The 14,781-nt window shown below is 50.3% G+C and carries 3 protein-coding genes; all 3 read right to left on the bottom strand.

Going from position 1 to position 14,781, the window contains the following annotated elements; genetic code table 11:
• Positions 1-16: 16 nt before the first annotated feature.
• Genes ABDW33_RS04385 through ABDW33_RS04375 form a run of 3 tightly spaced genes read right to left on the bottom strand, consistent with a single transcriptional unit; the run spans position 17 to position 14,728 of the window.
• Positions 17-4,222: an SDR family NAD(P)-dependent oxidoreductase gene (locus ABDW33_RS04385; RefSeq protein ID WP_343688845.1), complete on the bottom strand. Its 4,206-nt coding sequence runs from the start codon at positions 4,220-4,222 to the stop codon at positions 17-19.
• A 5-nt stretch (positions 4,223-4,227) separates the two neighbouring features.
• Positions 4,228-8,085: an SDR family NAD(P)-dependent oxidoreductase gene (locus ABDW33_RS04380; RefSeq protein WP_343688844.1), complete on the bottom strand. Its 3,858-nt coding sequence runs from the start codon at positions 8,083-8,085 to the stop codon at positions 4,228-4,230.
• 4 nt (positions 8,086-8,089) lie between these two features.
• On the bottom strand, positions 8,090-14,728 hold the full coding sequence (locus ABDW33_RS04375) for an SDR family NAD(P)-dependent oxidoreductase (RefSeq protein ID WP_343688843.1): 6,639 nt from the start codon (positions 14,726-14,728) through the stop codon (positions 8,090-8,092).
• Positions 14,729-14,781 lie beyond the last annotated feature (53 nt).

Genomic DNA, 14,781 nt, shown 5'->3' with positions numbered 1-14,781 from the left:
ATACAATTATCGTTGCTTAGTGTCCTAACATATTTTTTAGTAATGCTTCCACTTTATCGTCTGTTATGCCTTCCACGTCTCCGGCAGTGATATGCCCGATAGCAGCTACATCTATCGCTGGCTTCTCCAGTTGCTGACATAACGCTTTGGCAAGTACAACAAGAGAAGCACCCTGCAGCACCTCTGCAATGTGTATGGTACACCCTGTATCATCCGCCACCTGTTGTTGCAAACGTACGGCCATCAGGGAGTCTAATCCCTGCGATACCAGCGGCTGATCTGAGTACAACTGTGATGAAGAAAGCCCGGTGATGGCGACCATCTTTTCCCGCAGATATTGCAACATCCAATTATAAGCCGCCCGATGGTCTTCAAAGAACGGAAGCGCTATGCGCCGGCTGCCGGCAGATAGATTGGTATTGCCCACGCCTGCCTGCAACACCTTATTAAGCGCCTGCGTGTCAGCGGCAATTACCAATGGTGTTTTCATGGATGGATTTCGAAGTAAAGCTGCAAGCGCACTAAATGCCGCTTCAGGACTAATAATACCTACGCCGTTGGCAGCCAGTAACTGCTTATAGGCAGGTGACAGCCTGGTGGTCATCCCGATTTCCCATGGCCCCCAGCAGATGCTCAGTCCAGACAGGGACCTGGCCCGGCGGTACCGCACCAGTGCATCAAGTGCCGCATTAGCTGCGGCATAACTACCTTGTCCGGATATGCCAAGAGAAGAAGCAGAAGAAGAGAACATCACAAAATAATCCAATGCCAACGACTGGGTATGCTTGTGCAGATGCCAGGCAGCAGCAGCTTTGACAGCTAATACCGACTGGAACCGTGCAGCATCCTGCCGGTATAGCAGATCATCATCCGTTATACCAGCCACATGGAAAATACCTTTTAACACAGGCCCCTGAGATGTATGAAGTGATTGTAACAACCTGCAGACCTGGCCTTCATCGGAAACATCTGCCTGGTATACTGTTACAGCTACACCATTCTGCCGATATCGCTGTAATGATAGCTGCTGTTCCGGGGTAGTATAGCCATTCCGGCTCACCAACAATAGATGCCGGGCTCCCTGCGCTATCATCCATTCCAATAATTGCTGTCCGATAGCGCCACTGGCGCCCGTTACAAGGTACATTGCTGCGGCATCGAATAAGGCGGCATCACCTGCAGATGACAATACTGCAGGTACAAATACCGGTTGCCAGCAAGCCGATTCTTTTATCTGGATTTCAGTTTCTTTCGTATGTAAAATCGCATAGCCCCACTGCTCCCACTCTGCCGTACTTACAGTAACCGGCAAAGAGATATGCCGTACCTGGCACAATGCCAGTTCATGATTCATAACCCGGCAGATGGCGGCAGCCACAGCGCTTACCATATCACCACTACCCTCATCTCCGGAAGTGCAAAGCACCACTTCCAATTTGGGTATATCAAGTTCATTCAACTGTATAGTAAGGCTCTTCAAATATTGCGCGGTACTGGTAATACCATCATAACCATCCACCACACCCTGCAAATGCAAAAGGTTCATATCAATCAATCCTGTCACTTCTCCGAAGACTGTACTGATATCCTGCAACAATTCTTTCAGCTGTCCGGTCTTACCATCTTTCAGCTTATAAATGCTTTCCCCTGCAGGGCCCGGATGATAAGATACCTGTACAAAAGCAAGTCCCTGCGCAGATAAAGCAGCTGCAGCTGCACTATGCCCGCCTGGTTCAAGCAATACCCAGCATTGCTGTAGCAGGGTAGTCTTTGCCACCGGCATCTCAGGGACAACTGGTTCCCATTGTTTATCATAGACCGGTAATGCCGATACTTTTTCTTCCACGGGTACTGCCGGCCAGTAGCGTTGACGCTGAAATGAATATACAGGCATATCTTCCAGTACCGCGACAGGTACATGCTCATACACTGACTGCCAGTGGATAGGATATCCACATTCATACAAATGCCCGGTGAGGGACATTACCTCAGCAGCAGACCGCACAGGCCAGGCAGCAGCCGTTGCCGGCTGCTCCTGACCGATATTTATCCATAGTTGATCATTCGTAAGCGTGTGAGCAGAGATCTTTTCTTCCTGCGGGAAAGAGGGGGCCAGCCAGTAATCTGGCCGCTGCAATAGTGTGGTCAGTTCCCCTCCTATACCCCTAACAGGAAACAGTACTTCAGCAGATAGCTGTGAAGCCAGCCTGTCTATTAGTTCAGGGTTCACTGATCCATTGGTATGAGCGTCGATTATTTGTAATACCGCAGCAGGTGACAATATCCCGGCAACGGCCGCGGCGGTATAACGTCCATCATTTACCGCATAAATCTGTTCAGGTGTCAATCCCCAGGAGAGTAACAAATTTGCCAGTGCATATTCAAGTACAAAGGTGCTACGGCGATTGAATATAGTGGTAGCTACCGGCGACATATCAGGCAATGACTCATCGGGATGATCAACAAGCAACAAGGAGAAATACCTGTCTGCTAAAACCCTGAAAGCGGCCAGTTCGGCATATAACCTGCGATAATGGACCGCCTGCCTGCTGTCGTAGCCTGACAGTAATAGCACAGGCTGCCTTTTGACCGGCAATGGCGCAACAACTTCTTCTGCAAGGAATGCTGTTAGCTGCGACACAAACCCATCAGGCTGAGTGGCCGTAAATGCCTTGCGATACTCCCGGTCCGGATTAAGTCGCTGCAATGCTTTACCAAACACCGATATAGATACCTGCAGTGGCTGCTGTAGCCGTTCCAGGCATTGCTGTACCTGCTCTCTTAATGCCTCCGGCGTATGTGCGGAGAAGGTTAATAATGTGGAGACAGACTCCTCCTCACCGGGAGATGGTAACGCAACCGGAGGTACAGCCTCCAGGATGGCGTGTGCATTAGTACCGCTGAAGCCAAAGGAACTTACGGCAGCTAATCGGGCGTGCGCATTTTCTTCCCAGTCCTGCCGGCTTAAAGGCACTTCCATTGATCCTACAGACCAGGCAATATGAGGATTGGGATCATGGAGATGTAAATGCGCGGGAATAATACCATGTTTAAGGGTCAGCACCGTTTTGATGAGACCTGCAATACCCGCTGCGGCCTCAAGATGCCCTATGTTTGTTTTTACAGTACTTGTATACAGGGGTTTCTGCCGGCCGGGAGTGGTGCCATATACAGCAGCCATCGCTGACCACTCAATGGGATCTCCCAGGGAGGTGCCGGTGCCGTGTGCTTCGATATAACCGATATGAGCCGGATCAACCCCGGCATCAGCTATTGCAGCACGCATCAGTCTTTGCTGTGTAATACTGTCCGGCACGGTGAAGCCACTGCCACCACCATTGTGGTTAACGGCACTACCCAGCAATAAAGCATGTATACGATCATGATTGCGGATAGCATCTGATAAGGTTTTGATGATCACGGTGCCACATCCTTCTCCTCTACCATAACCGTCGGCCGAAGCATCAAAGGCTTTACATCTGCCATCTTTAGACAGCATCCGCGTTTGAGATACTGCTATCGTATTAAAGGGCAGCAACTGCAGGTTCACGCCACCCACCACGGCTTGCCTGCATTCTCCCTGCCGTACACTTTTACACGCCAGATGCAATGCAACCAGCGAAGAGGAACAAGCCGTGTCTACAGCCAGACAGGGGCCCTTAAATCCGAATTGATAGGCCACTCTGCCGGGAATAGCATTGAGCACATTCCCTGTGCTGAAATAAGGCAAAGTACGGGCGTCTGTAACTGCTGTTTTCAATAACTCTACATATTCGGTACCGGATACACCTACAAACACCCCTGTGTCCGGCGCTGATCCGGGCAAAAAACCGGCATCCTCAAAAGCCCGCCATGTTGTTTCCAGCATCAGGCGCTGCTGAGGATCCATCGCCAACGCCTCTACAGGAGAAATACCAAAAAAGGCAGCATCAAACAGATCTACATCTGCCAGGAAAGCACCTTCCATGGTATAGGTCTTACCGGGTGTACCAGGTATAGCATCATAGTAATCCTGCACACGCCAGCGTGCAGCAGGTACCTGGGTAACAGCGTCTGTGCCGGCAAGTAACTGCTGCCAGAAATCTTTCAGATTATGGCCACCCGGGAAACGAGCCGCCATTCCAACTATCGCCAGCGGCTCGAGCAGCCGCAATTCCGCCTCCCTGTACTGTTGTAATTGCTGCAATGCGGCCTTCAGCATAGATAGTGTTTCCTGCTCCATGTATTTTAATTTAGGGGCTGTTCTAAAATTTCAATCTTCGAACTGATCTGTGCAATCAACAGATCAACCGGATGATTGCTATTACGGATAGTCCGCAGCGCTGGCGGTTGGGGAGGTAGCTCTGCCAGCACCTGTTGAGGCACAGGCGCTGCTGCGCCAGTCTGTCTTACCTGCTGAAGCAGGTAAGTACTTAGTTTTGATAAAGTAGGCTGTTCAAAAATGCCGGTCACCTTTATTGGCACCCCTAACTGTTGCCTGATGCGATCTGCCAGCTGTATAGCCGACAGCGAATCCATGCCTATGTCAAAAAGGCTTTTGTGCAGGTCAGGTAATTGCCTATCCTGGTACACCAGCAGATTCGCCACTTCTTTTTGCAACAATTGTTGTAAAGCCGTTGTAGCGGCCGAAAGTGGCAGGGTTTTCAATTCGTGTATCAAAGGAGCCGGGGTCGCAGTGGTGCTCAGTTCACGGGGTTCATCCATTGGCAACAGGTCAAAAAGAGCGGCCTGTCCTGCTGAAGCAAACAATTCGCGTAAACGCGGCCATACAGCATTTACAACTAAAGGCATCATATGATTACTGCCCAGGATAGTATTAAGCACATGCATATCCTGCCAGGCAGGGAAAGCTGTGACGCCGATACTTTCCAATAGTGCAGCGTCTTCATTGGAGGTTAAACCACCACCAAACCAGGGTCCCCAACGCACACTGACTGCCTGACAACCTTGTGTGCGCCAGGAAAGCAGCAGTGCTTCCATCCATTGATTGGCGGCCGTATAATGAGATTGCCCACGCCCACCCCAGGCAGCGGCAATAGAAGAAAAAGCAATAAAAAAGTCGGGAGGAACCGCTTTCAGCTGTTCATACAACCACCAGGTACCGGCTATCTTTGGGCCACAGACCTCTTCCAGTGTAGATGCCTGCATGGCAGCAATAGTCGTCAACCCGCCGGCTCCGGCCGCATGCACGACGCCACTGATCCGCTTAACAGCAGCAAGTGTCTGAATCTCCTGTATCAGCGCAGTGACCTCCTCTCCTGATGTAACATCTGCTTTCACCACCCAGACATGTACACCCTGCTGTTGTAACAACGTCGCTAACGTGCGACCTTCATTACTCCAGGTTCCCTGACGGCTGCTGATGAATATCTTTCGCGCACCATTTTCTGCCAGCCATTTTACAGCCTTCAGTCCAAGATACCCCATACCGCCGGTTACCAGGTAGGCCCCTCCGGGATCCATTACTATAGATGTAGGCTGTGAAAGAGATTTGACCGCTTGTACCCTTGGTACCCACCAGCTGCTGTTGCGATATGCGATCAGGGGCTCCCCTGTGTCTGACAGGAACCGGGAAAGCACTGCCTGCCATTCGGGCTCTGGCAACACCTCATTCAGTTCCAGTATACCATGCAGCAGACCACGCTGCTCCAATGCCATACATTTACAGAAGCCTGTCACGCCGGCCTGATGCCAGGCGTCACCAGCTGCATCCGTAACAATTGCCAGCCGCACGTTGGTAGACGTACTGATCAACTCCTGCATCAATAATCGTAGTGTATGCAGCTGAAACATTGCAAACGCCGGTGTGGGCATCGCAGATTGCAACGCTGCAAAGTATTGGCCTGTACTGTGATATATCACCGATAATGGCTGACCGTTTACCATAAAAGCTGCCCTCAGTTGCTGCCAGTGAGCGTTGCTGGTGGGATTCATGGTATACACATTTTCCTCATGGCGCCAATCTTCGCCAAAGTAGACAAAGAAGTCCTCCCCGCCTGCCTGGGCAGATAACTTTTGCCACCGCAGCTGTAAAGCCACGTCCTGTAAGAAAATGATCCTTCTGGTGGCTGAGGGTTGCACCACTTTCTGCTCCTGCGCAAAAGGTATCCAGGTATAATCAAACAGGTACTTTTCCATTCTTTGATGATCAGCTGCGCCATTTCCGTTGTTCGCCACTTTTTTGTGACTTACTCCGGGCAGCATATCAATCCAGTAGCGTTGCCGTTTAAACGGCATGAGAGGCAACACGACTTTTTTATAATTACACCCGCTGTAAATAACCTGCCATGATAATGTGTCTCCCTTCACATAACGGCCGGCGAGCAATAACGCCTGCTTCTCCTGCTCTGCAGATGATATTTCCGGCCATTGCCGGAAGAAGATATCCGTTTGTATACCCGTAACAGTTCCTGCTGCCTGTATCATTTTTTCATTGTGCAGCTCAATGGCGGCGGCCGTAGAAAGGGAAGAGAGAAGATCCTGTAACGCTTGTAAGTTGCTGACCATACATACAGTACGGCACTGAAAGTGCTGACGTCCGGTATTAGAAGTGAAGGCAATATCGTGCAATAACAAATCTGTGTGAGCAATACAATGGTCCCTTAAATCCAGTATTTTTTGTAGTAAAGCAGTGATGTCCCTTGCGCTGATGGTGACCAGGTGAAATGCCAGATCAAGTGGAGTAGCGACAGTAGCCGCAGGAGCTTCTTCCAGCACCAGGTGGACGTTCGTACCACTGAGTCCGAATGCGCTGACACCAGCAGCCAATGGCGAGGGCCCATCCAGTGGGGTAGCCTGAACAGGTACTTTCAAAGCTGCATCAGACCAGTCAAACTGGGGGTTAGGCGCTGTAAAGTGTATATTCGGAGGCAATATCCGATGCTGCAGCGCCATCGAGGCTTTTATAAGACCAGTTACTCCTGCTGCGGCCTCCAGGTGCCCTATATTTGATTTCACAGCACCGATCCACAAGGGCTGATCATCAGCGGCCCTGCCGAATACGGCCTGCAATGCGTCTAATTCAATCGGATCTCCTAAAGGTGTACCTGTGCCGTGTGCCTCTATAAAGGAGATCTGCTCCGGCAGGACTGCGGCGGCCTGCAAAGCGTCACGCACCAGTTCTTCCTGCGCCAGGCCATTAGGCACCGTAATACCACTACTCTTACCATCATGGTTCACAGCTCCACCCCTGATTACCGCCATAATACGATCACCGTCTGCCAATGCAGCGTCCAGCTTCTTCAATACAACGATCCCCGTTCCTTCAGCCCGCACAAAACCATCTGCATCCGCACTGAAAGTGCGGCAAGAACCACTGGTGGATAAAGCGCCTGTTCGGGACAGGTAAATGCTCATTAACGGCGACAGCATTAGCTGTACACCTCCTGCCAGTGCCAGCTCACACTCCCCGTTACGCAAACTCTGGCATGCCATGTGTATGGCCAGCAGAGAAGAGGAGCAGGCAGTATCCATTGCAACAGAAGGCCCTCTCAGACCCAGCAGATGAGAAATGCGACCAGGTGTAAAACAATGCCCATTGCCTATTCCATAATAAGCATTTACATTATACAACCCAGTAAGCCCGGTGGTTAGATAAGCATAGTCATGCTGCCCCATCCCCATAAAAACACCTGTACGACGGGCAACAAGACTATCAGGGGCAATACCTGCATCCTCCAGCGCATGCCAGGCAGTTTGCAGGGCCAGGCGCTGTTGGGGGTCCATCATGATTGCCTCCAGGGGAGAGATATTGAAAAATTCATTGTCAAATTTGTCTACATCATGTACGAATCCTGCTTTGGTATTATACATTTTACCTGCCGCCGCAGGATTCGGGTCATATACCTCACGGCTATCCCAACGGGCATCACGGATCTCAGTCACGGCATCCTTCTTCTGCATCAACAGTTCCCACAGCGCAGCAGGATGTTCTACTCCTCCGGGCAAATGACAGCCCGCTCCGATAATAGCTATCGGCATACCAGTCGCTGCTTTCAACTGGCTGATCTCTGCTTCCAGCGTATAAATGGCCGTCAGGGCCCTTTTTACCAAAGAAGAATCTTTTTTGTCTGTACTATTTGCCATAGGATCAGATATTTTTTGCATGCAATAGGTCTTCTAATAAAATAAGTGCCTCCTCTTCAGACATGGCTTCCACCTCGTGAAGTTTCGGCACCTTTACAGTAAAGACAGGAGGATGAGGGGGACGCATACGCTTCGTAACGCGCTGCTCGGCTTTACCAGCAATGAAAGCAGCCAGTTTGCTGACTGTGTTATAATTGTAAACAGCTGCCACTGAGAAATTCACCTGCAATGACCGATGCAGCCGCTGTTGCAAACTGACGGTCATGACCGAATCCATACCCAACGCAAAGAAGGTGTCTTCCGTATTCACGGGATGCTGCGTATTGGTCACCAGTATCTCCTTCAGTTCGCGCAGGATGATCTGCCTGATCTTAGCTTCCAGCGCCTCCTCTGTATCCACCTGCAATCGCTCCATCAGTGTACCGGAAGGAGTCACAGCGGTTTTTCCCTGTTGTTGCCAACCTTCCTGCAGATATTGGAAGAACGGCGTTTTCGGCGCCCATTCGGCTGCCACTGCTGCATCAAAGTGAATCACTGCCGGATGAGGAATCTTTACCCCCAACGCCAGATCCAGCACTGAGTAGTTAAGTGCTGCAGAAGTTTTATGCAGTATTTCAACACCTCCCAATTTATGTACAGCGGCATTTTTGGCCATTCCCTCCCCTTCCCACGGTCCCCAGTTGACACTGATTGCCGGCCAGCCCTGCGCTATACGCCAGTCTGCAAATGCATCCATAAAAGCATTCGCACCTGCATAGTTCACCTGGTAGGGCGCTCCTAACAATGCCGCAAGAGAAGAGAAACATATAAAATATGCTGGCTGATGGTGCAGGCTCAATGCATGTAAATGCAGTGTACCAGTTATTTTGGGGGCAAATACCTGCTCCAGGTCATCAGGAGACAACTGGAACAACGGCATATCTTTTAGCATACCCGCCAGGTGCACAATGCCCTGCAAAGGTCTGCCTGTCTCACGTAAGTTCTGTTCTAATGTCTCCACCACGCCATGGCGGGTAATATCCGCACAACACCAACGCACACTGCCATCTGCCGTATGTATGAGCGCCTGCAGCTGCTCCAGCTGATCAGCAACGGGCATTCCGCGGCTTACCAGCAGAAAATGTCTTACACCGCAACTGGTTAACCAGGCAACCAGGTCTTTTATCAAACTACTATTCGCACCTGTGATCAACCAACATGCGTTCTTATCTCCTTTTACCCCGGGTGTCAATTGCACGGGCATTTTCTTTTGCCGTAAACGAGCCACCCAGCGTTCGCCATCTACATAAGCAACTTCGGTTTCAGCTGCAACCGTATCAGCCAGTTCCGTTGTGAAGATCTTTTCCCATGCTGGTACCTGTTCTACATTGATCATACAGTTGCGACAATGGATCTCCGGCAGCTCATGCTGGGCTGCCCGTAACATGCCATGCAGCACCGCCAGTGACGGGGATATGTTTAAACCCGGTTTTACCATTTCAACGAATGGAGTTACCAGCAATAGTCTTGTAGTATCTGCCTGAAAAGAACATTGACTGATGGCTGTCAGTAATTTTGATAAACGTAATGCGGCTAGCTGCAAAAAGCCATTAACTGCCGCCGGATCATCATCCATGACAGGGACAGCGTTCATGGCCACCAACAATGTACAGGGCACTTTTCCCGATCCTGTTAACTGCTGTAAAAATCCATTATATCCTTCTTTATCCAGCGTTTCCAGTGAATATAACTCATGGTCTGCCCCCTCTGATAAAGCCATCAGGGCGTCGGGTACCACCAGGCATACGCTATCGGCATCGATCCCACCCTGCTGTAACAGCTGCACCGGCAACGGCTGATCTGTGAAGATTATCAGCAACTGCTCCCGGTGTTTTGCCTTTGGAATGGCTGCCACCGGCGATAACTCCCAGGTCTTTGTAAAAAGCACTTCCCCTGCCTTTGCGACCGGCGCCTGTATAGCCGGCAATGATTGAGCGATAGCTCCCCTGTTGGTATCCAGCCAATGACGCACCTTCCGGAATGGATACACAGGCAATGCACACCGGTTAAAAGAACCCGGCGGATATAACTTTGTTTTGTCCAGGGGATACCCTGCGGCGTGAAGCTCACCTAAGCTGCGTAGCAGATCAATACGATTGTCTGACCCCTTGATGATGCCGGATAACAATAACAGCTGACCACCGGCGGGAGATTGCCGGGCAAGCGCGGTTAACACAGGATGCGGCCCGATTTCACAACATATATCAAAGGACCCGGCAATGCCTGCTATACCCTGTGAAAAAAGGACAGGCGCCAGGATGTGCTGCACCCAGTAATCAGGTGTGCATATATTTTCATCTGCCCACGTACCTGTCACGTTAGACAATAGGGGGATACGTGGCATATTAAATTTTATCTGGTTAATGCTTTCCCGGAATGGCGCCATCGCTGGCTGCATCAACGGAGAATGAAATGCATGGGAAACTTTTAGTTGTACAGTACGAATACCTTGCGCAGCCAGTAATCTCAGGGGTTCAGTCAGCGCCTGCTGATGTCCGGAAATAACCAGCTGCTGGGGTGCATTAAAACTTGCTACTGTTACTTCACCGGCAAATGGCTGCAGGATAGGTAACACAACGTCGGCGAGGGCTGATACGGCCCACATCTGTCCACCTGCCGGCAAAGCCTGCATGAAACGACCACGATAGGCAATCAACAACAAGGCGTCTTCCAGGCTAAACACACCGGCTATATGTGCGGCAGCGATCTCACCTACACTATGTCCCATCACTGCCTGTGGTACCACTCCCCGGGACGCCCATAATCGGGCAAGACTGATTTCGAAAGCCACCAGCAGAGGCTGTGTGATAGCGGTATGATGGATCCGTTCCTGGTCCTTTTCCTCATATAACAACTTTGTCAGTGACAAACCTATCATTGGTTCCAGCAAACGGCTGCATTGGTCAAATGAAAGCCGGAATACCTCTTCTGTTTCATATAACTGCCGCCCCATCTGTTCATACTGCGCTCCCTGCCCGGTAAACAGGAAACACAAACGGGGAACTGATGATGCCCATTTTTTGGATACAGGTGACTCTTCGGGAAGCTCCAGGTACTCCTGCAACTTTTCCTGCAATTCGGTAATATTGGTGGCAATAAATGTTCTACAATAAGCTAATCGTTCTCTTCCCTGCCATAACGATCCTGCCAGGTCCCTCAAACTTACCTTGGGTTGTTGCCGCAGGCAGGTTTGTAAAAGTTTAACCTGCTCCCGCAACACCTGCTGGTCTGCCGCACTTAGTACAACCAGGAGGGGTTCATTTTCATCTGCCGGCACAGCTACCGTGGGTAACCTTCCCTCCAATATAACATGTGCATTCGTGCCGCCAAAACCGAAAGAACTGACACCGGCATACAAGGGTTTGCCGGATGCAGGCAATGGAGTCAGCACCTGGGGTATCACACAGCGCTCTCCGGGATCGGTGATCTTGTGATTAAGTGCCTGTAAATGTAAATGAGGAACTGCGACCTGGTGACGTAAACACAATAAGGCTTTGAGCAACCCGGCAATTCCAGCCGCGGCTTCCAGGTGACCGATATTTGTTTTCACCGCGCCGGCATAAAAAGGATACTTTGGATCACGATCTGCAGTGTACACTTTCAGGAGTGTATTCATCTCAATAGGATCTCCCAGGGATGTGCCAGTGCCATGTGCTTCTACCAGATTTACCTGCAGGGGGGTAATGCCAGCATCAGCAAGTGCAGCCCTGATCACAGCTTCCTGTGCAGGACCGTTAGGTGCGGTAAGACCATTACTTCTGCCATCCTGGTTAATAGCCGTTCCACGAATAACACCATAGATCGTGTCTCCATCGCTGACGGCAGCAGAAAGTGGTTTCAATAACAAAACCGCCGCTCCTTCTCCACGTACGTAACCATTTGCACCATCATCAAATGTTTTACAAATACCATCAGGAGATAACATACCTGCCCGAGCAAATACAATTGAAAGATCGGGCGATGCCATAACATTTACACCCGCCGCCAATGCCAGTTTGCATTCGCCCTGCCGCAGGCTTTTGCAAGCCTGGTGGATGGCTACCAGCGAGGAAGAACAGGCTGTATCAATCGCAAGACTGGGCCCTCTGAAGTCATAGTAATAAGACAAACGGTTAGCAGCAATACTGCCTGCATTGCCAGTACCGTAATAACTGTCCAGGTCTTTGGTGCCTACATGCAGCCGGGAGTAGTCGGCAGCACTGATACCAACAAAAACACCGACCTGCTGACCTGCCAGAATGGATGGGATGATACCGGCATGCTCGAATGCCTGCCAGGATATTTCCAGTAACAATCTTTGCTGCGGGTCCATCTTTCTTGCCTCCGGATCTGTAATACCAAAGAAAGCTGCATCGAAATGAGTGATATCTTCCAGGAACCCGCCAACGCTCACCATCTCTCCTACTTCGCGCCGATCATCTTCCGATAGTAACCATCGCTCATCCGGCACTTTTGAAATTGCAGACCTTCCGTTCTGCAGCAACTCCCAGTAAGCGTCAATACCATCTGCGCCCGGCAGCCTGCAACCCATTCCTATAATAGCGACTGGCCCATCAGGAAGATGATCAGACAATGTGTCGGATACAGAAGCGGAATGAGTAAGTTCCATGCCAGCCAGCGCAGCTGCCAAAGCAGAAATGTTGGGATAGTCATACACCATCGTAGGTATCACAGCCAGTCCCGCACTTTGTTCCAGGGCAGCTGCAACCTGTACAGCACCCATAGAATCAAGACCAAGCTGTTCGAAAGTATCACGTTCCCCGATGTTCTGAATAGGTATGCCTGCGTATGCAGCGATCGCTTCTTTCAACAACTCTACAATGATGCTATAGCTGATCGTTGTTTCTTTTGCGGTCAGCGCAGGTTCAGGAGCAGCGACAGCATTTTTTATGCTCTTTCCTTCCCGCCATGCGGCCACTACCTCGAGGCCATTGTCAGATAGAAATGCCTGCCTGCAGGCATTGCGCTGTATTTTACCACTGGACGTTCTTAATAAAGCGCCCTTTCGTATCAACACGATGGCAGCGGGAGGAATATCAAAATGGGCAATAATGGCTGCCCGTACAGCCTGAATAGCAGGCGTCGTATCGGTATGGTTACTGAACTGCCTTTTCAGCTCATAAACAACAACGAGTTTTTCCACGCCGGCTTCCGTTACAGAAAACGCAGCACCTGACCCGGATTCCAGCATTTCGTGTGCATGACCTGCAACCCGCTCCACATCCTGCGGATATATATTCCTTCCACGGATGATGATCAGTTCTTTCTTACGACCGGTTACATATAAGGCCCCATCTTTCATAAACCCGAGATCGCCCGTTCGCAGGAATGGACCGCGGCCATCTTTTAAACATGCGTGAAAAGTAGCGGCAGTCATCTCTTCATTATTCCAATATCCACGGGCTACATGTGGGCCCTGTACCCATATCTCTCCCACCTGCTCTTCCGGCAATGTTTCTTCATCCTGAATGTGGGTGATTATCACTTCCTGAAATACCGGTCTGCCACAACTAACAAGTTGTACGCGCTGGGTGGTTTCCGCCGCAGGAGCTCTCAGAACATGTTTTTCCAGCAGCACAGCATCGGCAGTATAAAGTACGGGAGGGTTGGCAGGTTTAAGACCAGAGATGATCAGGGTAGCTTCCGCCATACCGTAACAGGGTTTGAATGCGGCCTTGTTGAATCCCACCGGACCAAAGGTATCTGCAAAACGCGCCAGGGTATCAGCGCTAAGCGTTTCAGCGCCATTGAAAGCCATTTGCCAGGAACTAAGATCCAGCTGCGCGAGCTGTTCCGGCAAAATTCGTTTCACACACTCTTCGTATGCAAAATTAGGTCCGCCGCTAAAATCGCCCTGGTAACGGGAAATAGCCTGCAGCCAGCGGAAAGGTTTTTGTAAAAAATCAAAAGGAGAAAGCAGATAGGCATTACCGCCTGCATAAAGGGCATATAACAGGTTCCCGATCAATCCCATATCATGATAAAGTGGCAACCAGTTGATCAATGTTGGTGCTGTCACTCGTCCGCAGAATTCGTGAATCATTTCTTCGTTGGCCAGCAATTGCTGATGTGTAAGGACAACACCTTTGGGCTGCCCTGTAGAACCGGAAGTATATTGCAGAAAGGCAATGTCATCTTCAGCAATGTCTGCCGGCTGCCATAATAAGTGTTGTTCCTTCTGCACAGTATCAGTTGCGATCCATCTGATTCCGCCGTATGCTGTATTCACAAACTGGCTTCTGGTATCTTCAGCAATCGCCGTTGTTGAAAGGATGACCGCCGGCTGCGCATCTTTAATGATGGCAGCGATACGATCAATTGAACGGTTCTTCCGCGGCGGATATAATGGCACAGCAATAACACCGGCGTACAGGCAGGCAAAAAAAGCAATCACATAATCGGCGCTGGTAGGGTAGAACAATAAAGCACGTTCTCCCTTCAGGGACTGCATTTTCAGTTGCGTGCCCAGCGCAATTACCCGCTGTATAAAGGCCTGGTAAGTAAATGATTCTTTCACATCACACGAAGCATCCAGGAAACTATACAACAGTTGGTCAGCGCAGTTTTCCGCTCGCCTGGACAGGAGATTCACTAGTGTTTTCAAAGCGTAACAATTTATTCCACTTTGGGAGTGTCAAACAATCATACTTCTGTAAA

Origin of the sequence: Chitinophaga sp. (assembly GCF_039596155.1) — a bacterium.
GTDB lineage: Bacteria > Bacteroidota > Bacteroidia > Chitinophagales > Chitinophagaceae > Chitinophaga.
This window is presented reverse-complemented; position numbering and strand designations above follow the sequence as displayed.

Coding starts and splice junctions, on each gene's coding strand:
- ABDW33_RS04385 (WP_343688845.1), bottom strand. CDS start 4,222: ATGGAGCAGGAAACACTATCTATGCTGAAGGCCGCATTGCAGCAATTA.
- ABDW33_RS04380 (WP_343688844.1), bottom strand. CDS start 8,085: ATGGCAAATAGTACAGACAAAAAAGATTCTTCTTTGGTAAAAAGGGCC.